At 33.7% G+C, this 23951-nt stretch carries 23 protein-coding genes and 1 tRNA gene; 9 read left to right on the forward strand and 15 right to left on the reverse strand.

Translation table 11 applies throughout. From position 1 onward, the window contains the following. Positions 1-9 precede the first annotated feature (9 nt). Positions 10-750: a DNA repair protein RecO gene (gene recO / locus I862_RS02880; RefSeq protein ID WP_038538787.1), complete on the forward strand. Its 741-nt coding sequence runs from the start codon at positions 10-12 to the stop codon at positions 748-750. On the opposite strand, the gene I862_RS02885 is transcribed toward recO, so the two are convergent. From I862_RS02885 to topA, 4 genes are all read right to left on the reverse strand, one after another. Then, positions 747-1703, reverse strand: a complete 957-nt coding sequence (locus I862_RS02885; protein ID WP_075260581.1) for a DMT family transporter — start codon at positions 1701-1703, stop codon at positions 747-749. The genes recO and I862_RS02885 overlap by 4 nt on opposite strands. 366 nt (positions 1704-2069) lie before the next feature. Next, positions 2070-2345 (reverse strand): HU family DNA-binding protein, encoded by a 276-nt coding sequence (locus I862_RS02890; protein ID WP_038538792.1) that lies wholly within the window; start codon positions 2343-2345, stop codon positions 2070-2072. Between the two features lie 168 nt (positions 2346-2513). Beyond that, the gene (locus I862_RS02895; RefSeq protein ID WP_038538794.1) at positions 2514-3029 is read right to left on the reverse strand and encodes a gamma carbonic anhydrase family protein; all 516 of its coding nucleotides are present in this window, start codon (positions 3027-3029) and stop codon (positions 2514-2516) included. 1 nt (position 3030) lies between these two features. Beyond that, positions 3031-5364, reverse strand: coding sequence for a type I DNA topoisomerase (topA, locus tag I862_RS02900; RefSeq protein ID WP_038538797.1), 2334 nt, complete (start codon positions 5362-5364; stop codon positions 3031-3033). 209 nt (positions 5365-5573) lie between these two features. Between topA and I862_RS02905 the strand changes: the two genes are divergently transcribed. Both I862_RS02905 and I862_RS02910 read left to right on the forward strand, forming a co-directional pair. Next, positions 5574-6512, forward strand: coding sequence for a site-specific tyrosine recombinase XerD (locus I862_RS02905; protein WP_038538800.1), 939 nt, complete (start codon positions 5574-5576; stop codon positions 6510-6512). A 101-nt stretch (positions 6513-6613) separates the two neighbouring features. Beyond that, a complete protein-coding gene (locus tag I862_RS02910) occupies positions 6614-6886 on the forward strand; it encodes a hypothetical protein (protein ID WP_038538803.1) in 273 nt (90 codons plus the stop codon). A gap of 282 nt (positions 6887-7168) precedes the next feature. Here the strand turns inward: I862_RS02910 and I862_RS02915 are convergent, their stop codons facing one another. From I862_RS02915 to I862_RS02950, 8 genes are all read right to left on the reverse strand, one after another. Beyond that, positions 7169-7777 (reverse strand): L-threonylcarbamoyladenylate synthase, encoded by a 609-nt coding sequence (locus tag I862_RS02915; protein WP_052646345.1) that lies wholly within the window; start codon positions 7775-7777, stop codon positions 7169-7171. 89 nt (positions 7778-7866) lie between these two features. Beyond that, the gene (locus tag I862_RS02920) at positions 7867-8076 is read right to left on the reverse strand and encodes a zinc-finger domain-containing protein (protein WP_038538806.1); all 210 of its coding nucleotides are present in this window, start codon (positions 8074-8076) and stop codon (positions 7867-7869) included. A gap of 77 nt (positions 8077-8153) precedes the next feature. Continuing rightward, on the reverse strand, positions 8154-8879 hold the full coding sequence (locus tag I862_RS02925) for a biotin--[acetyl-CoA-carboxylase] ligase (RefSeq protein ID WP_038538809.1): 726 nt from the start codon (positions 8877-8879) through the stop codon (positions 8154-8156). Further along, positions 8876-10360: an NADH-quinone oxidoreductase subunit NuoN gene (gene nuoN / locus I862_RS02930; protein WP_038538812.1), complete on the reverse strand. Its 1485-nt coding sequence runs from the start codon at positions 10358-10360 to the stop codon at positions 8876-8878. The genes I862_RS02925 and nuoN overlap by 4 nt, the downstream gene beginning before the upstream one ends. Positions 10361-10371: 11 nt before the next feature. After that, positions 10372-11883: an NADH-quinone oxidoreductase subunit M gene (locus I862_RS02935; RefSeq protein ID WP_038538815.1), complete on the reverse strand. Its 1512-nt coding sequence runs from the start codon at positions 11881-11883 to the stop codon at positions 10372-10374. 6 nt (positions 11884-11889) lie between these two features. Further along, the gene (gene nuoL / locus I862_RS02940; RefSeq protein WP_038538818.1) at positions 11890-13830 is read right to left on the reverse strand and encodes an NADH-quinone oxidoreductase subunit L; all 1941 of its coding nucleotides are present in this window, start codon (positions 13828-13830) and stop codon (positions 11890-11892) included. Between the two features lie 5 nt (positions 13831-13835). Next, entirely contained in the window at positions 13836-14162 is a 327-nt protein-coding gene (gene nuoK, locus I862_RS02945) for an NADH-quinone oxidoreductase subunit NuoK (RefSeq protein ID WP_038538820.1), read from the reverse strand. Then, positions 14162-14761, reverse strand: a complete 600-nt coding sequence (locus I862_RS02950) for an NADH-quinone oxidoreductase subunit J (RefSeq protein ID WP_038538823.1) — start codon at positions 14759-14761, stop codon at positions 14162-14164. Before I862_RS02950 ends, nuoK begins: the two co-directional genes overlap by 1 nt. Before the next feature lie 261 nt (positions 14762-15022). Here I862_RS02950 and I862_RS02955 point away from each other — a divergent pair, with 261 nt between their 5' ends. The 3 genes from I862_RS02955 (at position 15023) to I862_RS02965 (ending at position 17131) form a co-directional block, all read left to right on the forward strand. Then, the gene (locus tag I862_RS02955) at positions 15023-15361 is read left to right on the forward strand and encodes a hypothetical protein (RefSeq protein WP_038538825.1); all 339 of its coding nucleotides are present in this window, start codon (positions 15023-15025) and stop codon (positions 15359-15361) included. A gap of 64 nt (positions 15362-15425) precedes the next feature. Continuing rightward, positions 15426-15911 (forward strand): hypothetical protein, encoded by a 486-nt coding sequence (locus I862_RS02960; protein WP_038538828.1) that lies wholly within the window; start codon positions 15426-15428, stop codon positions 15909-15911. Between the two features lie 275 nt (positions 15912-16186). Further along, complete coding sequence (locus I862_RS02965; protein WP_038538832.1) at positions 16187-17131, forward strand: hypothetical protein; 945 nt, start codon at positions 16187-16189, stop codon at positions 17129-17131. Positions 17132-17184: 53 nt separating this feature from the next. Here I862_RS02965 and I862_RS02970 read toward each other — a convergent pair whose 3' ends face one another. Further along, complete coding sequence (locus I862_RS02970) at positions 17185-18357, reverse strand: penicillin-binding protein activator (RefSeq protein WP_158499258.1); 1173 nt, start codon at positions 18355-18357, stop codon at positions 17185-17187. Positions 18358-18376: 19 nt separating this feature from the next. On the opposite strand from I862_RS02970, the gene rsmI reads away from it, so the two are divergent. Further along, a complete protein-coding gene (gene rsmI / locus I862_RS02975) occupies positions 18377-19213 on the forward strand; it encodes a 16S rRNA (cytidine(1402)-2'-O)-methyltransferase (protein ID WP_052646346.1) in 837 nt (278 codons plus the stop codon). 84 nt (positions 19214-19297) lie between these two features. On the opposite strand, the gene I862_RS02980 is transcribed toward rsmI, so the two are convergent. Continuing rightward, complete coding sequence (locus tag I862_RS02980; protein ID WP_038538837.1) at positions 19298-22825, reverse strand: rhoptry family protein; 3528 nt, start codon at positions 22823-22825, stop codon at positions 19298-19300. 82 nt (positions 22826-22907) lie between these two features. Then, positions 22908-23264 carry a hypothetical protein gene (locus I862_RS02985; RefSeq protein ID WP_038538840.1) on the reverse strand — a complete coding sequence of 119 codons (357 nt, stop codon included), beginning with the start codon at positions 23262-23264 and terminating at the stop codon, positions 22908-22910. A gap of 215 nt (positions 23265-23479) precedes the next feature. On the opposite strand from I862_RS02985, the gene I862_RS02990 reads away from it, so the two are divergent. Then, positions 23480-23743, forward strand: a complete 264-nt coding sequence (locus I862_RS02990) for a DUF2795 domain-containing protein (protein ID WP_052646347.1) — start codon at positions 23480-23482, stop codon at positions 23741-23743. 95 nt (positions 23744-23838) lie between these two features. Further along, positions 23839-23915, forward strand: a tRNA-Met gene (locus tag I862_RS02995). Positions 23916-23951 lie beyond the last annotated feature (36 nt).

Below are 23951 nucleotides of genomic sequence, written 5' to 3' on the forward strand. Positions count from 1 at the left end.
GGGAGATGTATGTTAATTGAAGAAAAAGGGATTATTATTTCAGTAAGAAAATTCCGGGAAAGTAGTTTTATAATAAAGTGTTTACTTGAGCATTCCGGTTTAATTGCAGGGCTACATAAAACAAGAAAAGCTAAGCATATCCAAGAACCGATTGTAGGTAACTTAATTCAAGCTAAGTGGCAGGCACGCCTTGAAGAACATTTGGGTTTTTTAAATTTTGAAAATGTTAAAAATACTGCTTCACTTATTTCAGGTAAAAAGTTACCGGTTTTAATTTTAGATTCAGCAGTAAATCTAATTAATATTCTAGTAGTTGAAAAAGAGCCTCACGATACTTTGTTTTCCTCACTTGAGAATCTACTTAATATTATAGAAGATTATCACGATGATAAGCTTGAAATATTAGCTGATTATATCAAATTCGAAGTTTTCGAGCTACTGGGTAATTCAGGGTTTGGCCTGGATTTAAGTAAATGCGTAGTAACTAACAGTACGGAAAACTTAACTTATATTTCTCCAAGATCCGCTTCAGCCGTAAGCTTAGAAATCGGCAAACCTTATGAAAATAAACTTTTTAAACTTCCAAAATTTTTGCTTCCCGGGGAATCAAATGATTATGTGATAAATGATCTAAAAGAAGCCTACAAAATTTCACTTTATTTTCTTGAAAAACATTTATTAAAGCCTTTTGCCAAACCTTTACCGCTAGCCAGAAAATTACTGCAAGAGTATATTTTGCAATTAAGCTAGCTTCTAGCCCTTTTCATATTCTTCACTTCCCTTCTAATCAACATAAATCCGGAAAGCATAATTAACAGATAACCTAAGTACTGCATATTATTAGGTACCTCACCAAACACCATATAGCCTGCAATCCCGCTAAAGATCAATTTACTGTATCGAAATGGTGCGACTACCGATATATCTCTCTTTAAAGCATTAAAATAAGCTAAACTATGTACAAAGTAAAATAAAGCCATAATAACAATATACTTTAAATGAACCCATTTGAGGTTAAACGCGGAAAAGTCAATAAGCCCATTAGGGATAATCGATAGCTTAACCCCATATAGATAAACATCATCAAATTTTAAGATAGCGCCGGGCAATGACCACATGAGCGCAAACAGAAGCAAATAAAACAACTGAGTACGATTTTTTTCGGTTCTTCCTAAAAGTTTTACGGTTACACTGTTCATTGACCAAAAAATTATGGCTAAAATAGTATAAACGTAATAACTGTTAATATTTAATTTGTATTCCGAAGAAGTAAAAAGCTGTGGATTTACAATTATTATCGCCCCGATAAATCCTAGCATTATTGAAATTATTTTTGTTTTAGACCATCCCTCATTAAAAAAAGCCATTCCGATAATCGCAAGAATAATATATTGCAAATTTTCAAGCGCAGCAGCATCAGCAATTTTTATATTTTCTAAGCCTTTATAAAAACAAATTCCCCCAAGCACACTAAAAAAGCTGCGTAGAAAGTGAATTTTTATTTCAGAAGTTTTTAGTAGCTGGAGCCCTTTAAATAAGACCCAAGGCAAGGTAATAATAAAAAGTATTAATTTATAAGCAAAAACTATTTGAGCAGGGGTTATTGATTGAGTAAGTATTTTTGCACAAATATCCAACGAAGCAAGCGCTATATTGTTGATTATCATGAAGCACATTCCCAATACCGCATAGTACTTATACATACTCTCAACCATATAAAAATTTTGAAAATTATACTGTTTAATTTTTATTTAGCAAGGGTAATGTTGAAAAATTTTGTTGATATATTAAAAATTAATATATTTCCAAATGATTACACATTAATTTAACTAACTTAATCTTATATTTTTATATGACAAATAGACGAAATGTATTTGTTGTAAGATTTATAGTTTAATTTACTATATTACTCAATTTAAACTCCCTGGTCTCCGAATATTTATTTTATACCGGGAACTCGCTATCTACCCCACATGAAAAGTCTTCAGCATTGAGTAGATATTAATTAAAAAATAAGCTCGCAGCAATTAAACTGAGAGCTCATCAATAAGCAATAGAATTAAAAAATTCTATGAATTTACAGCTTTTTTAAGATCCTTACCGGCAACAAATTTAGGGCGCTTAGAAGCAGGAACTTTAATTTTTTGCCCATTTTGCGGGTTTCTTACTTCTTTAGCAGGAACATCAGATATTTTAAAAGTTCCGAATCCGACTAATCTTAGATCTTCACCTTTTTTAAGCGTCTGCTTTATAACTTCCAACACAGCATCAATAGCTCTTGATGCATCAGCTTTTGTAGATTTTAATTCATCTGCAATCGCAGCAATGAATTCCGACTTATTCACAGTTTTACCCTCGTTTTATGGTTAATTAAAGTCACATGTATGACCTTATTGTAGTAAGAATTTTATGGCAAGCGATTTTTTAATTAATTCTAAAATATTTTTTCCTCTGTAAGCGAGATAACACCTCCCTTGAAGGAGATTTATGAATATATATTAACCCTGTTTTTATCAAGCATTTAAATACTCAAATGCTAAATTTTTATAATTTTGTTCAGAAGTTTTAATAAAATTAATTTCATCCTGAGTAAGCAAGCGGTGGAGCTTTGCCGGCACCCCTGTCCAAAGCTCTCCGGTACTGACCACCTTCTTCGGAGGAACTAAGCTTCCCGCTCCAACCATAGCATTAGTTTTTACCGTTACATAATCAATAACTTTTGCTCCCATACCGATAAAACTATAATCTTCAAGCCGGCATGCATGCAGTAATGCGCTATGGCCGATAGTCACTCCCCTCCCAATAATCGTAGGCCCTTCATGGCGGTTAACATGCACAATTGTTCCGTCTTGTATGTTACTTCCCTCTCCTACCCTAATATAGTTTACATCACCCCTTAAAACGCAATTAAACCATATACTAGCTTCTGCTCCTATTTCCACATCTCCGATAATAACTGCGTTTTCCGCAATGAAAGCGGTAGGAGCAATCTTAGGATATTTATCCTTATAGGGAAGTATTATAGCCATATCATTTCTTCTTAAAGGTTTTTTTAGGTTTATTAGCGCTTGCTGATATTATATCCAGAGCTTGAGGCAGATCGATTTCCATTAAATTTTTCTCTTTTACGGAAGTAAAATTTTTTCCCCTCTGAACATAAGGACCGAACTTACCGATACCTAATTTTATCTCCTCTCCAGTTTCTGGATGTTTACCTAGAATTTTCGGCAAACTGAAAAGAAATTCTGCTATTTTTAAATCTACATTTTCGGGTGAGAACATTTTCGGTAACGAAACTCTTTTTTTAAGGCTATCTTCACCAATTTGAAGGTAATGCCCGTAAGGACCTTTTTTAAGGAAAATTTCTTTACCGCTCTTCTCGTCAACTCCGATAACTTGAGGTGCCTCAGCCTTAATCTTCTCATCTTTACCTTCATCTCCTTCCTGCTGATTACCGGAAGCACCCAAGTTCTGTATATAATCACATTGCGGATAATTACTGCATCCAATAAATGAACCGAAGGAACCTAGCCTTAGGTGCAAAGTCCCGTTGCTGCATTTCGGGCATTTGACTTCGTCAGGAGAATCAGGAAATAAGAAATGTCTTAAATGGTTTTCTAAACTGGCTAGCACATCTTGATTTTTATATTTCAATACTTCTTCGGTCTTAGGCTTAAATTCACTCCAAAATTCTTTGAGTACCGCTTTCCAGAGTTTCTCTCCATTTGCCACGTCATCAAGTGCATTTTCTAGATTCGCAGTAAAACTATACTCTACATATTTTGCAAAATTTAATACTAAAAATGCACTTACTATCCTCCCTCTAACTTCAGGAACAAACCTTTTTTTTTCAAGTACTACATAATTTCTCTCCTGTAAAATCGAAAGAATGCTCGGGTAAGTTGAAGGTCTACCGATACCCAACTCTTCCAGCTTTTTAACTAAGCTTGCTTCAGTATATCTTGGTGGCGGTTGGGTAAAATGCTGCTCTCCGTTAAGATTTTCTAAATTTAAATCCTCACCTTGTTTTAAATTCGGTAATAAATTTGTTTTCTCTTCATCTTCGTCATCTTTATCTTCCCGATAAATTTTAAGGAACCCGTCAAAAGTGATTATTGAGCCGGATGCACGAAAGGTGCCGATTTTATCATCATCTTTAATAATAACACTTGTAACATCCAACTCAGCACTTCGCATTTGGCATGCTATCGTTCGTTTCCAAATCAGTTCGTAAAGTTTATAAAAATCCGTTTCCAAATATTGTTTTATCTCACTAGGCTTTAATGTAATATTTGTCGGTCTGATCGCTTCATGAGCTTCTTGTGCATTTTTACTTTTCGTTTTATAAAAACGTGCCGCACTCGGGATATAATTTTTACCGAAACTCTTTTCAATTTCTCCCCTAATATCTGTAACTGCTTCATCAGATAAATTTACCGAATCAGTTCTCATATAGGTAATAAGCCCTTTAGCCTCACCGGCAATTTCTATTCCTTCATATAATTTTTGGGCAACCATCGAAGTTTTCTTTGCCGAAAACCCGAACTTTCTTGCAGCTTCCTGAATTAATGTTGATGTAGTAAACGGTGGGCTCGGGTTTCTGGTTGATTTTTTCTTCTCAATTTCGCTGATGCTATAATGCTTTTTATTTAATACATCAATTATATTATATGCTGTTTCCTTGTTCTCGATAGTTAGCTTTTCTAACTTCTCACCTTTATATTCTACAAGGGTTGCTAGAAAAGTTTCGTTTTTTTTATTTCCAAACTCAGCTTCAATCGACCAATACTCTTGAGTTTTAAAACGTTCGACCTCTTCTTCCCTTTCAACTATTAACCTAAGCGCTACCGATTGAACTCTGCCGGCTGAACGACTACCGGGTAATTTTCTCCATAGTACGGGAGAAAGAGTGAAGCCTACCAAATAATCCAACGCTAGCCTTGCTTGTTGGGCATCAACCAAGCTCATATCAATATCACGAGGATTAGAAACCGCATCTAAAACAGCTTTCTTGGTAATCTCATGGAATACTACCCTTTTAACCTTGCTTGTAGGCTTCAAAGCTTTTTTCTTTTTAAGAATCTCAAGTATATGCCAAGAAATCGCTTCACCTTCTCGGTCAGGGTCAGTAGCTAAGTAGATGGTATCTACGTCTTTTACCTTTTTCACTATTGCTTCGACATGCTTTGCTGATCTGCTCATCACTTCATAGTGCATGGCGAATTCTTTATCCGGATCAACTGAGCCGGATTCCGAAGGAAGCGAGCGTACATGACCATAAGAAGATAGTACACTGAAATCTTTGCCCAAATATTTACCTAAAGTCTTGGCTTTAGCCGGCGATTCTACTATTAATAAATCCATATGTTTTTATTGAACTTACATGTTGAAAATTGCATAATACAAAAAATGTCATAACATGTTTTATTCAATACTCCTATGCTAAAAATTTTTCTAAGAACAATATTAAAAGCCCTACTTTTTGTATTGTTAATCATTTTGGTTTTCATTTCTACTAAAAATATCGAACCAAATCCACAAATAAAAGAAATAGAAATTAATAATCAACCGAAATGAATAATAACCTACAACCTTTCACTTATATAGAAAATTTTCTTGAGATGCTTTCAGCTGAAAGAAATGCTTCTAAAAACACAATTCTTTCCTATAAAACGGATTTAATTTATTTTATAAGATTTTTAGAAACGACCGGTTGCTCACTCTTTAGCTGCGATCCTAAAATATTAAATAGATATATTATTTCTTTAAGTGAAAAACATTTGGCAAGTAAAACCGTCAGGCGTAAAATTTCAGCACTAAGGCAGTTTTTTCAATTTCTGGTAGAAGAAAAGCTTATTATGCAAAATATTACTCTTGATCTGGAAATGCCGAAAAAAGATCACAGTTTGCCCAAAGCTTTAAGCCAAGAGGATATGACGATACTAATCAATACTTCTTGCCTCGATACTTCGGCGGAAGGCTTGAGGTTAAATGCCATGCTTGAAATTTTATATTCTACGGGACTTAGAATCACTGAACTGGTTAGCTTAAAAATGCAATCTTTGCAAAAAAGCTCAGCTGGAATCGAGCAGTTTATGATTATTAAAGGTAAAGGTGGTAAAGAAAGACTGGTTATTTTAAACGACCAAGCTGTAGAAGCATTAAATAAATATTTAAAAATAAGGCTTAGTATTTTTAAAAAGAATATTAGTACTGATTGGCTTTTCCCTTCTTTGGAAAAAAGCGGCAAAGTAAGCCATATTACCCGGCAAAGATTCGGGCAACTTTTAAAAGAACTTGCCGTTGATTCAGGCGTTGATCCGAAAAAACTTTCTCCGCATAAAATCAGACATTCATTTGCTAGTCATTTATTGGAAAACGGAGCTAACTTAAGAGTGGTGCAGGAACTACTCGGGCACTCTGATATCTCCTCCACACAAATTTATACCAAAGTACTAAGCGAAGCTGCAAAAAAATTAGTCTTTGAAAAGCACCCTTTAAGTAAAGAATAAATAATAATAATAATTTATTACTTTCAAAACTAAGTTTTTGATATTTACATAATTAACTAAATACCATATTCTGAGATAGTAATCATTATTAAGGGGAACCTATGAACAAATTTACAACCATTTTAAGTGGTTTAGTAGTATCTTTTATTGCAAGCAGTGCATTAGCAGATTCTTCTAGCGCAAGCACAGCACCGGATGAAAGCAGCAAGCCGATGGCTTCTACGGAACAAAGCGAAATCAGCCCAGCACCGAGCAGCAGTGAAGCATCAGGTGAAAGCAGCACTAAAAGCTCTATGAGTTCTAAAGAAGAAAAAAAGTCTCACGAGGAAGGACTTGATGTGCATAAAACAGATGAACATATCGAGACAAAATAAATTTTAATTTAACTTAAATTTTATTATGAGATGCTTTTAACAATTTATGTTTTAAGCATCTTTTTTTATATAGTAAATTAAGTTGAATATCCTACATATAGAGAGCATAGTTGAATATCCTACATATAGAGAGCATAGTTGAACTATAAAAATTAAACTAAGTTTGCGTATAAATGACTATACCATTTATAAAGCTTACGCTCAATAAATGACGGCTAGGCGCGTGCATCTTACTATTCTTCTTATATTTGAATAAACGCGTTAGATATTCAACTTAATTTACTATAAGGTTCCTTCTTCGATTTGATTTATTTTTATTTGTCCTTCCCTAATAACCTTGTAATCTCTATCATTAATTTTAACAATCGTTGAGGGTAAATGCTTGCTTTTTCCTTCTATTATAACGACTCTTTCATCAAAAACTTTGAGTGCTTCAGCGGAATCTTTAACCGGAGCATGTCCTGAAATATTCGCACTAGTTGCAACAATAGGTTTATCAAGTTCCTTAATTATTTTTTGCAGGTATGCAGAATCCGGTATCCTTACTGCTAAACTTTCACCGTTATTATAAACATTTTCAGCAATCAAATTTTGATTGTTTTTAATCGGAAGCACCAAAGTCAAAGCTCCCGGCCAAAATCTTTCAGCTAAATTTAGCGCTAAGTTATTTACCTCACAAACTTGCCGGATTTGCTCAATATTTGCAAAAAACACCGGTAAAGATTTCTCTTTCTCTCTCACTTTATATTCAAATATTTTTCTAACTGCCTCAGCATTGCTTGCATCACAACTTAAAGCAAACAAAGTATCTGTCGGCAACACGATAATCTCGCCTCTCATAAAGCACTCGGTTATATATTGCAAATTATCATTAATTGATTTTATAATCATTATTATGGTAAAAAAATTTGGAATTATAGTCTATCTAAGCTGCCTGGTAGTTTTTGTAAGCTAATTGCATCTTTTTACTTGTTTTAAACTTATCCGGGAATATCTTTAGTTAATGATTTTTTATCTTTTACTGATTTTGCTTCTGATGAAGGTTTATAAATAAACAACTTTCCGCAGTAAGGGCAACTAATTTGACTATTTTCTAATATTTCCAAATAAACTTTCGGATGACCTAAAGCGCCGTTGCCGCCATCACAGCTTACCTTTCTTTCATCTACAACAACTTTACCTTCAGTCATATTTTACCCGCACAAGATCATTAATATGTTTAAATAATATTGGTACTTTAAATAAATTTAAAGCAAAATCCAATCTCTTATGTTTTAAAGAATACATCCCCAGCCGGAATAGATTTTATCCCGCCTCCCGTAACTAAAAGTAAATTACCTTCATCTTCAATACCGATAAAAATTCCTTCAATAGTTTTATCAGCAAGGTTTACGGTTAAAGTTGAGTTTATCCCTTTGGCTTGGCTTAACCATTTATTTTTAATCGGTGAAAACCCACTATCCAGCCAGATGTTATAAATATCAACAAAATTTTTTAAGATATTCTCAACCAACGCATCATATTCATAGGCTATTTTGCAGGCTTCTAAGCTGGTTGCATTATATTTTGCCAAATATGCAGAATCTTTTAAATTTACCCCGATTCCAACTAAAACCAAATCATGCTTAACTTTCTCCAGAAGTATTCCACATACTTTCTGGCCATTAATTAACACATCATTTACCCATTTGAATTGCACATGTAAGGGCGGAGATAAATTTTTAATACTTTTAGCAACGGCAAGAGCTGCTATGTAGCATATTTGCCCCAAACGCTCAGCTTCAATCTCAGGCTTTAAAATTATGGTTAAGGCTATATCCGATTTACTCCCCTCCCATAATTTACCCGACTTTGCATGAGCTTTAGTTTGCTCTTTAGCTAATACAACATATCCTTGATGTGCTGCCCCTGAATCTATTAACCTTTTTGCTTCTTCTTGAGTGCTGTCTAAAACTTGATATTTCTTTATAAACCAATTGTCTAACTTACTCATGGACGCCAATCTAATAATACTTTTACTACTTCCTCGGCAATAATAACTATCGGAGCCGGAGAAATGAAATACAACAGGTTAAACACTACTGCTAAAGCCCCAATAACTTTTAAAGTAAGGGGGAAGAAACCTTGTACCGAATTTTTTGTTTCATCAAAATACATAATTTTAACAATTCTTAAATAGTAAAATGCAGAGATAACACTTGCAATAACCGCCGCAACCGAATAAACATACATTCCTTCTTTAATTGCCGCAAAGAGAACATGAAATTTAGCAAAGAATCCGGCAAGCGGAGGTATACCCGCAAGGGAAAACATCAATACCGCTATTGCGAAAGCTAAGTACGGATACTTTTTAGCAATACCTGATAAATCCGATATATTATCTTTATATTCATCATCTTTTCTTAGCATTAAAATACAGGCAAATATTCCTAAAGTCATTGCTAAGTAAATTATAATATAAACGACGAATCCTCTTAAACCTTCAACTTGGTTAGCGGCAATACCGATTAATGCAAAACCTACGTGCGCAATCGAACTATAAGCCAACATCCTCTTTATACTTTTTTGCATTATAGCACCGAAGCTTCCGATAAACATAGAGGCTATTGAGACAAATATAATAATTTGATCAAATTTATATAATCCTAATAATAAATTATACGGGTCAGATAAGATACGTGCAAACAATGCAAGCATTGCCACCTTCGGGAGAGCAGCAAAAAACGCAGTCACTATAGTCGGTGAGCCTTGATAAACATCCGGCGTCCACATATGAAACGGTGCAGCGGAAACTTTAAAACATATTGAAACTACTATAAAAATAATTCCGGTTAAAATTATGACAGGCAACATATTACCACTCTCAACACCCATGGCGGCAGCATTATAACGGTAGTGCGTTATTGCTTCAAATCCTCCCGTACCGGTAAATCCGTATAGCAAAGACGCCCCGAATAAATAAAGTCCGGATGAGAGCGCGCCTAAAACAAAGTATTTTAGACCGGCTTCAGCGGAAAATTCATTATTGCGGTTAAAAGCAGCCATAATATAAAGCGGCAAACTCATAAGTTCCAAGCTTAAATAAAGACTTAAAAAATTTTTAGAGCTAACTAGAAACATCATGCCCGCAGTTGAAAGCATCATAAGCACCGGCATTTCAAAGCTAATATACTGATCAGTTTTCTCTAAGGAAGCTTGCATGAAGAATATAGCTATTGCAGCGATCAAAAGTAAAATTTTTATAAGGGAGGTGTATTCATTAACTAATAACATGCCGTTAAAAAGCATAGTATCTTTAACTGTATTTGCACACACATGATAAATCGAAGCAATCATCAAAACAATTGCGCCGTAACAAACATACTTTAAAGTGTTTTTCTTTGCAAAAGCACCGAAGAGAAGAAAAAGCAATGCACCGAAGATTAAGTTTAATTCCGGCACTATAACAGAAAGGTCATACCAAATTGAATACATATTTCTCAAAGTTAATAGTTTGTATCATTTATATCATTTATAGCACTTTGGTCTACAATATCTTTCAGCACCTCAACGGAGCTTGTGATATTTTTAGTTATAACCTTAGGATAAATCCCTAAAATAATAACCAGGAACAAGAGTGGAAGAAATGCGGCAACTTCCCTTTTATCCAAATCGGAAATCAAGGCAAGCTTTTCATTTTTTACTTCTCCAAACATTATTCTTGCATAGAGCCATAACATATACGCGGCTCCCAAAACCATTCCCGTGGCAACTAATGCACCATAAATTTTATTTGCTTCAAATACACCGAGTAATACTAAAAATTCCCCAACAAACCCTGAGGTACCGGGGAGCGCAACGGAAGCAAGCATAAAAACCATAAACACAAGTGCAAATTTAGGCATTAAGCTGGTTAATCCACTATAAAATGCGATTTCTTTGGTGTGCATTCTATCATAAACTACTCCTACACAAAGGAATAGAGCACCTGAGACCAAACCATGACTAACCATCTGAAATACTGCTCCTTCAATTCCCTGTTGCGTGAAAGCGAAAATGCCGGCAGTTACAAAGCCCATATGGGCGACCGAAGAGTAAGCGATTAACTTTTTCATATCTTCCTGCATCAATGCAACAAGTGAAGTATATATTACAGCAATAATACTTAGAATTATCACCATATCGGCGAAATAGTGAGATGCCTCGGGAAGCATAGGTAAAGAAAATCTTAAAAACCCGTACCCGCCTAATTTTAATAATACACCCGCCAATATTACCGATCCTGAAGTCGGAGCTTGTACGTGCGCATCAGGAAGCCAGGTGTGAACCGGCCACATCGGAACTTTTACCGCAAAAGAAATAAACATCCCGAGCCATAACCATTTCTGCACTTCTAAAGTATAGGTGGGAAGTATATCATATAACTCAAATATGTCGGTTGTATCGGTGTGATAATATATAAATATAAAAGAGATCAATAGAAACACCGAACCGAAAAAAGTATAAAGAAAAAATTTGAATGCAGCATAAACTTTTTTTTCTCCGCCCCAAACACCGATAATTAAAAACATAGGAATTAGAACAGCTTCAAAGAATATAAAGAACAAAAGAATATCCGCTGCACAGAAGGTACCAATTACTAATGCTTCCAATACTAAAAAATTAATCATATACTCTTTTACGCGCTTCTTAATGCTATTCCAACCGGCAAGAATACAAATAGGAAGTAAAAATGTCGTAAGCAGAACAAAGAATATTGATATCCCGTCAATACCAAGCGAATAATGAACATTATAACCATCTATCCAAGCTTTTTTCTCTACAAATTGTAAAGAAGCGTTATTAGGGTCATATAACCCCCATACGTAAAGCGAGACTATGAACTCTATAAGTGTGGTGATAAGGGCAAGAGACTTTATAAGTAATAAGGATTTTTTTTCGTTATTAGTAATAAAGATTAAAGCAGCTCCGATAAGCGGAAGCAAAATTAAAACTGTTAAAATCGGAAAACTATTCATAAACCATCAAATCCTAATAAGTGACCATGTTAATAATAATACAAGCCCTAAAAGCATTACAAGTGCATAGTGGTAAATATAACCGGTCTGCAAAAAGCTTACCACTCTTGCAAATCTATATGAAGTTAGCGCTGCTCCGTTCGGTATACTATCAACTATTCTTGCATCTGCTATCTTCCATAGTTTTAATCCGAGCAACTTGGAAGATTTTACAAACAGCACATTATACAGCTCATCAAAATACCATTTGTTAAATAAGAATTTGTATACTCCACTAAATGTTCTTTGAATTTGGTTAGGTAGATTAGGTGCAAACATGTAAAGAACATATGCCGTAAAAATTCCGAATATACCTGCAAAAAGTGGTAACCATTTCACCCATGCTTCAACGTGATGAGCTTTCTCTAAAGTGTTATGATGCTCAAGCCAAACAATTGAGCTCCTCCAGAATTCCCCGTTCGGGTTTACTATATCGAGTGTATTATATCCGATATATCCTGCAAATACAGCACCTACCGCCAGAATAAGTAACGGAACCGTCATAGAAAGCGGAGATTCATGCACGTGAGAAATAACTTCTTTACTCGCTCTAGTTTTACCTTGAAATACTAAAATTAATAAGCGCCAAGAGTAAAAAGCCGTAAGTACAGCCGCGCTAATCCCAAGCCAGTAGGCAGTTTTCCCATAGATAGATCCTGCTGCATAAGCTGATTCTAATATAATATCTTTAGAATAAAACCCTGCAAACGGATATATTCCGCCCAAAGCAAGAGAACCAATCCACATCATAACAAAGGTAAAAGGTATTAATTTCCGAATACCACCCATTTTATTAATATTTTGCTCATCACTCATTGCATGGATCACACTTCCCGCGCTCAAGAAGAGTAAGGCTTTAAAGAATCCGTGGGTAAGCAGATGAAATACACCGGCGGCATATGCGGAAACTCCGCTTGCAAAAAACATATAGCCGAGTTGGCTACAGGTTGAGTAAGCAATAATCTTTTTAATATCAGTTTGCACCAATGCCACGGTTGCAGCAAAAATACAAGTAAATGCTCCAACTACAGTTATTACATTTAGCGCAACCTCTGAATGCTCAAAAAGAGGCGAACACCTTGCAGTTAAGAATACACCGGCTGTTACCATGGTTGCAGCGTGAATAAGCGCAGAAACCGGAGTAGGCCCTTCCATAGCATCGGGCAACCATGTATGCAAGCCGAGCTGCGCGGATTTACCCATGCATCCGATAAACAATAACAAGCATATCACGGTAATAGTACTTACTTCACAGCCCATAAAGGGAATCGTCTGATTTAACTTTCCCGGAATCTGCGGAAATATTTGCGAAAATTCCACACTTCCGAAGGTCAGATAAATTAAAAATATTCCAAGCGCAAAACCGAAGTCTCCTACTCTATTTACCAGGAAAGCTTTCATTGCTGCTGAGCTTGCACTCTCACGTTTATACCAAAAGCTGATTAAAAGATAAGAACTTAACCCTACTCCTTCCCATCCGAAAAAAAGCTGCACCAGATTATCGGCACAAACTAACATAATCATACAGAAAGTGAATAAAGAAAGGTATGCCATAAACCTCGGCTTATGTGCATCATGACTCATATATCCGATCGAGTAGATATGTACTAGAGCGGAAACTGAAGTAATTAATAAGAGCATCATTGAAGTCAGCACATCTATATAAATAGACCAGTCAACTATAAAATTGCCACTCTTAATCCATTCCAGAAGCTTAATATGAACTATCGCACCATCTAAAGCCACTGATTTAAAAAGCATCCCTGCACATAATGCTGAAATAATTACTCCGCTACAGGTAATTGCTTGCGCTGAATAATCGCTTATTATACGCGTATTAAACCCGACAATAGCTGCTGCAACGAGAGGAGAAAAAACTAATAGTATTGCATATAACTCTAAGCTCATAACCCCTACCCTTTCATCGCTTTAACTGATTCAACGTCAATGTCACCTTTATTCCTAAAGTAAACGACTAGTATTGCAAGCCCGATCGCCGCTTCCGCCGCTGCCACGGTCAGTATAAATATAGTAAAAATTTGCCCGTAATAATCATTAAGCACTACCGAGAAGGTCACGAAGTTAATATTAACCGCGAGCAGCATAAGCTCGATTGACATTAAAATAGTGATAATACTTTTGCGGTTAATGAATATCCCGCATACTCCGATAACAAATAAAATTGTTGATAAGGTTAAATAATGATTTAAACCGATATTTCCGAATAACATTGTCTTCATTAAATATCCACTCCTTCTCCGACTTTTACGTTTACAAGTTTAACCGTATCTTCTTTTTTCCTGGTTATTTGTGTATGTATGTTTTGCCGTCTTACTCTCTTTTCATGTCTTATGGTAAGCACGATTGCACCGATCATAGCTACAAGTAAAATTAACCCTGAAACCTGAAAAGCAAAGAAATACTCTGTATATATTCTAAGCCCTAAAGCTTGGGTATTAGGAATGTTAGGATCCAAAAGGAGGGGAGAGTTAAATGCAATATTATCAGATGCTTTTATAGCATAAAAAAGCTCGACAAAAATAATTATCCCGAGCACGACAGCAAGCGGCATAGTTTTAAGAAACCCTTGCTTAAGAACTGCAAAATCAACATCAAGCATCATGATAACGAATAAGAAAAGCACCATGACTGCTCCTACATAAACTATAACCAAGGTCATTGCTATATACTCTGCACCGATTAATATAAATAATCCGGCTGCATTAAAAAATGCAAAAATTAAAAATAGCACTGCATGCACCGGGTTTTTAACACTAACCACCATCAGCGCAGAAAGCACAATCAATATGGCAAAAGAATAAAATACTAGCTCTTGCATTATCCGTTTATAAAAATATTTGATATGATATAGATAATGCCCAAAAGATTTATATGCAAGAAATTTTATATGTAACTATTATTTTCGGTTAAGGATATAAAGGTATTCTTGAGAGGATATTTTATATTTATACTTTTATTTAGTCATCAAGCTTATTAATTTCTTAACATCTAGTTAACATAATTTAATATAACTTAACTTTTTATATTTAACAGCTCCCAATATAGCTTAATTTTAATAATATACTTAGGAAGTTGTAGAATGTCATTTAAAAATACTATTGAGTTAATGTATAGTAAGGAAACTGAAGGAACTCAAAATGCTTCATTAAGTAGAGTTAAGCCTTATCTTTTTAATGCAATACTTTTTTACGCTAGCTCGAATAAAGCTAACGGCATGAGATATGAGGAGTTACTTAAGTTAATGACTATAACTTTTATCAAAGATACTACTAATTTGTACATGAATACCCCCGATGATAACCCCAAAAAAAACTTACTCTTGAGAATTAATAAAATTATATTCAGCGGAATTTATATACAATACAGCTTTAATCGCAGAAACTTACTACCAATTCTATTATTTTGCAACATTCACTGATTTACCGCCTTCATTATCAAATATTGTTTTTAGTATTATAATTTTTCATGCTGTAGAAGTATCTTTGGATTTTAAATTAAGTAATATTGAAGAGATTACTCAATTAGTTATACGTTATTTTGAAATCTTTACTAAACCAGATAAGGAATTAATTTCTCATAAAGAAGATTTAAAAACAACCGAATTTACCGGTATCCTTCCGCTTATCGAATATGAAGCTGATACACCTTGCTTTAAACTTGGTGAAGGTAAACAATTATTAGTAAAAAGCTTTATTCCGAACGAATATAAACAGGTTAATTTTCTTGATCTTAAAGACAAAAAACTGTGTCTTGATAGCAGTACACAAGAAAAATGGATTGAGCTTGCTAATAAAGATGGGTATACCTTACATTTAATCGATAGCAAATCCCTTACCGGGATATATAATCACTGTCCTAATACCACCGTAGAAGCAGTAAAATTTCTGAGTGATAGCAATCTTAACCATGAACCTGCTCAAGTACACTATTTACTCTCTAATGAAGCTTATCAGGAATGTAACTTATAATGAAGGGTTAATAAAAAAGAAAAAAGATGAACGCTAAAAAATCTTTCAAACCGGCCTATGCCTCTTAATAGTGACTATTCTTACTCTAGCAACTCATATATACACTTCCGAATAGATAAATCCAAATATGGATCTAATGACCTAAGAGCAAATTTGCTTGCTGAACTTTAGCTATTATAAAATTAATTATATAATAAAATTGCGGCTCCCATAATAAAATTTTAACATATTTAGTATATAGTCCATCTATAAACACATAATCTCCTATTTATATAATGCCAAGTAACAGCTTAAAGAATAATAATCCTAAAACCCCTCGCAATACTTTACCATACAACGATGCATTTGGATTTTACATACCCGAAACCGAAATTAATAAAATTTACAATATACTTGCACTTAAAGTAGCAAAATACATATTATTAATCCCTTATGGAATAGCACGCTTTACAAACCACGATACTATTGCTTTAATAATGGGAGCCGGTCATATTGCATTAGATTATACGGGAAATTATTACCGCTTTAAATATTCAATGGAGGCTTTAAATAGCTACCTGAAATATTTCAGTACATATGAAGAAAATATAGAGCCTAAAATAACTACGCTCGTTTCCTTAGTTTATAAACCGTATGATATAGCTGAAAATCTTGTATATTCGTTATCCTCATTTACATATAATAAAATAGCTGAATCAGTTACAAATCACATATACACGTTTATGTTTACGGAATATATGAAACCGTGTTTTAATCTTGATAAAAATAATGAACAAGCATTTTTCACTCAAAGCATGGAACATGAGGATTTTATTAACTTAAATTTAGAATTCCTTCCAAACACCCTAAAACTTTGTGTTGACGACAAAGGAGAAAATGCATGGTCTTATGCATTTCTTGAAGATACAGGACCTCAAGGTTATTTGGTTAATACTGATACGAAAACAGGATTGTATTTTCATAAATGCCCCCCAGAAACTGAAGAATTTTATCAATTTATAAAAAGTTATTCAAATTCTAAAGAATCTGAATGCCTGGCTAAATACGGAGCTAAATATGCTATTACCCTTGAAGCATATAAACAGTGTTTTGGGGATACACCTGAGTTTTATTCAACGCTCTCTATATATAAAGCTGAGCGTGAATGCTTAAACTCTCCTGAAGGAACGGATATATTCTCTACTTCATTTTCAATTACTAACACGCATGATGAGTTATAAATTAATGAGAACCCTTTAAAATTTATTTAAAGGGTTTTTACTAGAATCGTAAATTAAAAATTTGAGCCAGCGGGATCAATTTCCTTCAATTCACCTTTTTCGATTTCAAATATAGAAAGCATTCTTTCATTGCTACCGTCTTTTTTAAATCTGAAGATACCGGAAGCCCCTTGAAACCCGCCATCATCCAACAAAGCTTCTAAAATATTATCTTTAGTTGATAGCACCGCAAGTAATGCTGCTGCATCATAAGCAAGAGCTGATATCTTGAATGGTTCTGCGCTATTGTTATCATAGAATCGTTGTTCGAAATTTTTTAAATGTAAATTCGGAGCGGCTGCAATCCAAGCACCGTTTAAATGTTTTGCTGAAACCAGTTTTTTATTATCCCATTGCGGGGATCCGAGGAATTTTAATTTAATTTTATTTTCTTCTGCCCAATCATACATATCTTTTGTAATTTCATAGGTAAATTCTCCCCCCTCAGGCATTAGAAGGGCAAAGCTTTTTGTATTATTTCCTTCAACTGCCGCTTGCTTCAATATAGCAGCTTTAATTATAGTTAAAGCATTTTGAGCATTTGTTAAGACGGTATCAGGAGAATGAATATATCTAGCTATATCTATAACTTGATAATTACCTTCTTCCGCATTGTTTTTAAGAATGTTTTCAACATATAAGCCATATCTGTTCTCAGGCAACAATCCGAAGAGCTTATTATATCCTTCCAGTGCAGCGTAATTTACAACTCTGTTAATAACTTGATCAGGCATTATCCCGATCAAAAATAATCCCTCATTATTTAATAAACTAATATCATTTGAAAAGGAAATAAGCGGGATTTGATGCTTGTAAGCATAACTGTAAATTACTTTGGTATGATGGGAAAATATAGGCCCTATAATAATATCATATTTTTTTTCATCCAATAAATTTAAAATTTCTTCCGGATGAGCTATATCGCTTCCGATATCGATCGGGTTGATATCAACTTGGCTTACTTTTAATTCATGAAGAGCCAATCGGGTAGCTTGCAGCATGTTATCACCTATCTCGGTATGCTCCCCTGAGAGCGGTAGGAGAAGAGCAACATCTAATCTTCGTTGGTTTTCTGAAACATTTTTTTCCGGGATGGGTTGAAGTTCAACTTGTTTATTATCAACATTATTGCTAGTACAGCCGGATAGTGTTAATAAGGATAAAACTATAAAAATTTTCTTCAACATAAATAATAATTGTAAATTAATGTACGAGCATAAGATAAATAAAAAAAATGAATTTTCAAGCATATCTAACGCTTTGTTTATAATTGCTACTCCGATCGGCAATCTTGAGGATATTACTTTAAGAGCTTTAGATACTTTAAAAAAAGTTAATCTTATATTATGTGAAGATACCAGGGTTACGCAAAAGTTGCTTTCCGCTTATCAAATTAACACTAAATGCTTCCAATTTGATGACCATGCTTCAGATAATAAAATCGAGAAGTGCCTTACCCTCATTGAACAAGGCCAGTCAATCGCTCTGGTTTCTGATGCAGGTACTCCCATTCTTTCCGATCCCGGCTATAAGCTCGTTAATAAAGCGATGGAACGCGGCATAAAAGTGGAATCTCTGCCTGGAGCATGTTCATTGATTAATGCCTTAGTTTTAAGCGGATTCAAAAGCTTAAAATTTTCTTTTTTAGGATTTTTACCGCATGAAAAGGCTGCCAAAGAAAAAACTTTATTGGAATATAAAAAATTTGAAACCACTTTAATCTTTTTTGAAAGTCCCAGACGATTGCTTGATACCTTGGAAACTGCAAGTAGAATATTCCCTACCTCACAAGTATGTGTAGCGCGGGAAATGACCAAAAGGTTTGAAGAGATTACCAGAGGTGATTTCACATCACTGATTAATCATTATTCCTCAAAAGATGAAATAAGAGGAGAAATAGTAGTATTAATAGAAACTGAAGCCGATAAAGAAATAGATGAGCAACATATTAAAGAGTTATTAAAATCACTCTTGCGACAGAAAACTAGCTTAAAAGATGCTGTTGCAGAAATTTCAAACTCTTTTGGCGTTGACAAAAAATAAAGTATACGACCTAGCCTTATTAGTTAGAAATGAACTATAAACTTAAGCATATGGTTCATTATTTATTAATTTAGCTTGGTATAGCTATTCACTAAAATCATGAGTAATATGTTCAGCTAGATTTATATATTCCTCATAAACCTGTTCCCAAATTTGCTTGTCTTTAATTTCAGGCACCGGTATTTGATAGCTGTAAAATAATTTTGCTTCCTCATATGATAGCTCAAATATTTTATCCTTAATTAAACTTGAATCCTTTTTATATTGAGGGAATAAATTAATGAATTGTTTTAAAGATGATTCATAATTTTTATTACAATCTACAGGTTGGTTATTTTTGGTTAAAGTGCATAAATTAGATTGTTTTTTAGCTTCTACCAGATTTACGAATATTTTTACCTTTGCCATCTCAACGATATTATGAAATGAATTAACATATTGAGCAACATCATCTTGTGCTGCTTTTACATTATCGGATGAGGAATCAAAATAAAATTTATAATAATTATTTATGGTATCATAAGTATTATCTACAAAAGCCGCGGAGTATTGCTTCAGATTCCACCAATCGCTATGATCGAGCAGATCTCTTAAATTAGGAGCCTTTTCTAAATTAAAGCTATTATTATTTTCTAAATGGCTCTGCTTTTCCAATACCTCCAATTTCTCATAAATTGTATGCATTTTTTCCACATGCCTCATGAATTTGAGTTTAGAAACGAATTCTTTATCTGTTTCATCCAGCGTATTAAGATCAAAGCTTTCTAAATATTCTATGTTGCTTAACTTTTTATTAAGTTCGGCGGTATTGAAAACTATATCTTTAAATAGCAAATTAGTATGGTGTTCAACACTTTCCTCAGTAAGAACCCGGGAGCTTTTTAAGTTTTCATATTGATGTTTAATACCGAAAAGTTCTTTTACCTTATATAATAGTGATTCTTGTTCAATATATTCATTGCCGTTTCGGTCAACTTTAATTCCAAAGAACTCTTTAGTTTCTTCGATCAAGTTAATATTAATACCGGAAAACCCCGTTTCATATTCATCTATAATTTGTCTACCTTGCTTGTCAATAAACTCCATTATTGCCGGGGATATCTTTTCCAGGGCATCAGAAAGAAATAGGACAAATTTCTCATCAATAATTTTAGTATATTTATCCGGAAGATTCTTCAATAATTCCGCCTGATACTCAAAAACTTCTTTCATTACTTTTTCTAAAGTTTGATGAAGTTTTTCAGGATCTATACTTTCATCAGCAGGCAAATAATAATGCAACCTATCAATCGCTTCCAGCTTAAATGCTCTCAGTTCATTGCTTATATCCTGCTTAAGGGCTTCATTGATTTGATTCAATTGCTTGCCTATAATTGCCCCAATCATTTCGGAAGATAATTCAGTAACTTTTAATATAATACCAGCTCTTGCATCATTTGCGGAAGCTTCTATATTTTTTTCAATAATACTAATTTGCTCCCGGGCTCCTTCTTCAAATATATTTATGTGGTTTTTTATTTTTGCTTTTATTTTATCAGCAAAATTAAACTTTAAAATCGGATGGATGTGCTTTGCTTCATAGGCATCAAATTTGTTAATTATTTCAGTGCTTTTCTTACCTAGCATAACAGGTTGAAATTTAAAAATTTTTGAGAAAGCAGCTAGTTTATTATGATTAAGCTTTATAGTAATAGCATCTTCTCGATCAGTATTAATAAAGCCCTGCTTAGTTATAAGGCTATTTAATTTTTCAAAGCTTTTTTCTTTAATTGCATCTAACTCTTCCATTAAAGCGGAATCTATATTTCCACTTACCTTTTTACTCCATGATATCCCTTTGCTAAATTTTTTACCTGAAAGCAGTTCTGCGGATGCTTCTCCGGTAAGAATTCCTTTTATTATATCTAATCCTGTATTAATACTATCTACAACAGTAGTAAACGGGTACCACTCCCCTTGTTTGCTAAATAGCTTATCTTGAATTCGCTCCCCATATGCAAAGAAATCATAATTACTATACTTATTACTTATCTCTTCTACTTGTTTTTGAAATAAAACTTCATTCGCATTTTTTTCTAAGCTCAGCTTATTTTCTTTCAATATATCGGTTACTTTTTTAAATATCTTGTCACCTTTAAATTTAGCGCTCCACAAGCTCAGCTGCTTAATAACCTCTTCTTTCTCCTTAAGTTCCTTTTCAAGAATACTACTTTTTACACTTTTATTATCATTTTGTTTTGCCGGCAGCTTATTTATTTTTTCTATAAGTTTCTCTCTAAGCTTAGTTTCCGAATCGATAAGTTGACTAACATATTTCTGATTACTAAGCTTTTCAGCTATAGAGTTATTTTTTTCAAGTTTTACTTCGAATATATAGCCTTTAACTAAAGTCAGGATATTATCTTCATTTCCGATTCCCTTGGTATCAAAGCGGTTATTCAATTCTTTATAGACATCTTTTGTAATCTCATCTATTTCGCTTTCTCTACTTATTATCTCCTGCTCTATCAACTCTTTTGCCTGCTTCACACTTTTTATTTTATTTTCAGGGTTTATAAATTCACTTTTTAATTGGCTCTCCACCTCTTCTTTAAAGTTTTTAATAACATTCTTCATTTCCTCAGAGTGAAAGGAAGACTCATTCTTATTTTTCATTAAATTATAAGATATTTCTCTTAGAAGTTGCCCTTGTTTAGCTGAATCAATCGTATTTAATACTCCGATCGCTTCTGCGGTCAGTGATTGCAGCTCTTTCTTTCTTAACCCTGCTGCTGCAATAAGTTTATTAAGCTCTATCTCGAAGTTTAATGGCGGTAGAATCTCTTCGACATTTGCCTCGGTTAATTTATTAATTTCATTTATTTGAAAAGAATTAAAGCTATTTATTTTTAAAAAATCATTCAGTTTATCCTCCCATTGCATAACTTCAACAAGTTGCTTGTTAGAGTCTTTAATTAGAGAATTAATTAAATTTTCTACTACTTTTAATTCCTTGTTATGCGCCTTATTTAATAGTTCAGCTAATCCGGTTTCCAAAACATCAAGTTTTTCAAAATGTAAAATACCTTCCTTTATTATCTTACTAAAATTACTTGTTATGGATTTTAATACATCTTCTTTTTTACTATCCATTAGATTTAAAAATTGCTTTAAGTCACCAATCTCTTTGGCTTTATCTTCTTTTTGTTTATTCAGGTTATTTAATTTTTCTTTCCATTCTTTGAGGCTGTTTAATTTATATTTGTTGAAAGCATTGTTTTTCAAAGAGGAAGCGGCATAGCCGCTAATTATGTCTAAAAACTTAGGATCAAGCATTAAGCTCAATACTTTAAAATCTTGCATTGCTTCATGATTATTATATTTTCCTTCCCCCAGCGCTTGAAAGCTAAAATTTTCTATTTGGAATAGCTGCTTAGCTTTATCTGGGCTTACCCCTATATCCTGTAGCATTTTCATAACCAGAGATTTATTCACCGAAGAAACTTCAGGTAAAAAATCCGTCTCCACCTTATCAGCTGATGCAATGTGTTTTGATTCATTAATTACAAAGTTAAGTTCATTTAAAAGATTTTTTATATTTTCCTGATATTCTTTGACTATTAATTTACCCATAAAACACCGTTTATTAAACATATACCTTTAATATATTTAATAGTAACATATATTTAATAAATAATAATTAATAAATGAGATATTAATAAAAAATACTATGAGTTAAATTTATAGTATAGTTTAATGTATCATCAATTAAATCATTCGTTTGGTCTATTTTTTCGGCCAGGTACTCAAGGCTCTCTTCCGCTAAATATAAAGCGCCGCTTGTAGTATAGCTTAATAGCCCTAAAACGGAAATTATTGCCATATTTTTTACTTCAGGTGCTCTTATTGCTTTCCCGTCTTGTAACTGGTTTTGGCTGTTAATGCAAATAGCTCCATAAGTTAATGCTATCCCATTTACTATATAGCCCATATTCATTATTTTATTTGAAAAAAAAGCTAACCAGTTTGCACTATTTTTTAGTGAAGTACTCGCTGATACAAAGATCTTCATACTGGCATTTATATCTAACATTCTTATTATATTAATATATTATAAAATTATTATTTATCAATTTAATATTTATTCTTATTCTTAAGTAAAATAAGTGTATAAATAGCCATTATACCTTTGTCCACATTAAAACCCCTTTAAAATCACTTTTCTAAAAACTTGTAAATAAGTTAAAAATTTATAAGTTAGTTCAAAAATAATTCCGGGAGTAAAAAATGGTAAAAGATACAAAAGACGGAAGAGTTGAAGGCGGGAAAAAAACTAGCGAGGGTGGCAGGGGTGATCCTGAAAAAGCAAGCCCTGCTGCCGTTGAGCGTTATCTTAAAGGGATTCATTATCCTGCCGGCAAAGCGGATCTTGAAAAAACTGCTAAGGAAAACGGGGCTCCCTCAGATGTATTAAGTGTTTTAAGCCGCTTTGATGATAAAGAGTACAAAAGCCCGATTGATATTGCAAAAGAAGTGGGCAACGTTGAATAAAAAATAATTTAGCTAAATTATTTTGACTAAATATTTTTATCAAAGCTTGCATAATTGAAAACAATAGAGTATATTATGTTTTCAATTATATTTGACGCGGGGTGGAGCAGCCCGGTAGCTCGTCAGGCTCATAACCTGAAGGTCGTTGGTTCAAATCCAGCCCCCGCAACCAAATATTTCCCAGTGTTTCAGCGTTTTTATAAAATCA

It is taken from the genome of endosymbiont of Acanthamoeba sp. UWC8 (genome assembly GCF_000730245.1).
Taxonomy (GTDB): domain Bacteria; phylum Pseudomonadota; class Alphaproteobacteria; order Rickettsiales; family Midichloriaceae; genus Jidaibacter.

Coding starts and splice junctions, on each gene's coding strand:
- recO (WP_038538787.1), top strand. CDS start 10: ATGTTAATTGAAGAAAAAGGGATTATTATTTCAGTAAGAAAATTCCGG.
- I862_RS02885 (WP_075260581.1), bottom strand. CDS start 1,703: ATGTATAAGTACTATGCGGTATTGGGAATGTGCTTCATGATAATCAAC.
- I862_RS02895 (WP_038538794.1), bottom strand. CDS start 3,029: ATGGCTATAATACTTCCCTATAAGGATAAATATCCTAAGATTGCTCCT.
- topA (WP_038538797.1), bottom strand. CDS start 5,364: ATGGATTTATTAATAGTAGAATCGCCGGCTAAAGCCAAGACTTTAGGT.
- I862_RS02905 (WP_038538800.1), top strand. CDS start 5,574: ATGAATAATAACCTACAACCTTTCACTTATATAGAAAATTTTCTTGAG.
- I862_RS02910 (WP_038538803.1), top strand. CDS start 6,614: ATGAACAAATTTACAACCATTTTAAGTGGTTTAGTAGTATCTTTTATT.
- I862_RS02915 (WP_052646345.1), bottom strand. CDS start 7,777: ATGATTATAAAATCAATTAATGATAATTTGCAATATATAACCGAGTGC.
- I862_RS02920 (WP_038538806.1), bottom strand. CDS start 8,076: ATGACTGAAGGTAAAGTTGTTGTAGATGAAAGAAAGGTAAGCTGTGAT.
- I862_RS02925 (WP_038538809.1), bottom strand. CDS start 8,879: ATGAGTAAGTTAGACAATTGGTTTATAAAGAAATATCAAGTTTTAGAC.
- nuoN (WP_038538812.1), bottom strand. CDS start 10,360: ATGTATTCAATTTGGTATGACCTTTCTGTTATAGTGCCGGAATTAAAC.
- I862_RS02935 (WP_038538815.1), bottom strand. CDS start 11,883: ATGAATAGTTTTCCGATTTTAACAGTTTTAATTTTGCTTCCGCTTATC.
- nuoL (WP_038538818.1), bottom strand. CDS start 13,830: ATGAGCTTAGAGTTATATGCAATACTATTAGTTTTTTCTCCTCTCGTT.
- nuoK (WP_038538820.1), bottom strand. CDS start 14,162: ATGAAGACAATGTTATTCGGAAATATCGGTTTAAATCATTATTTAACC.
- I862_RS02950 (WP_038538823.1), bottom strand. CDS start 14,761: ATGCAAGAGCTAGTATTTTATTCTTTTGCCATATTGATTGTGCTTTCT.
- I862_RS02955 (WP_038538825.1), top strand. CDS start 15,023: ATGTCATTTAAAAATACTATTGAGTTAATGTATAGTAAGGAAACTGAA.
- I862_RS02965 (WP_038538832.1), top strand. CDS start 16,187: ATGCCAAGTAACAGCTTAAAGAATAATAATCCTAAAACCCCTCGCAAT.
- I862_RS02970 (WP_158499258.1), bottom strand. CDS start 18,357: ATGTTGAAGAAAATTTTTATAGTTTTATCCTTATTAACACTATCCGGC.
- rsmI (WP_052646346.1), top strand. CDS start 18,377: ATGTACGAGCATAAGATAAATAAAAAAAATGAATTTTCAAGCATATCT.
- I862_RS02980 (WP_038538837.1), bottom strand. CDS start 22,825: ATGGGTAAATTAATAGTCAAAGAATATCAGGAAAATATAAAAAATCTT.
- I862_RS02985 (WP_038538840.1), bottom strand. CDS start 23,264: ATGAAGATCTTTGTATCAGCGAGTACTTCACTAAAAAATAGTGCAAAC.
- I862_RS02990 (WP_052646347.1), top strand. CDS start 23,480: ATGGTAAAAGATACAAAAGACGGAAGAGTTGAAGGCGGGAAAAAAACT.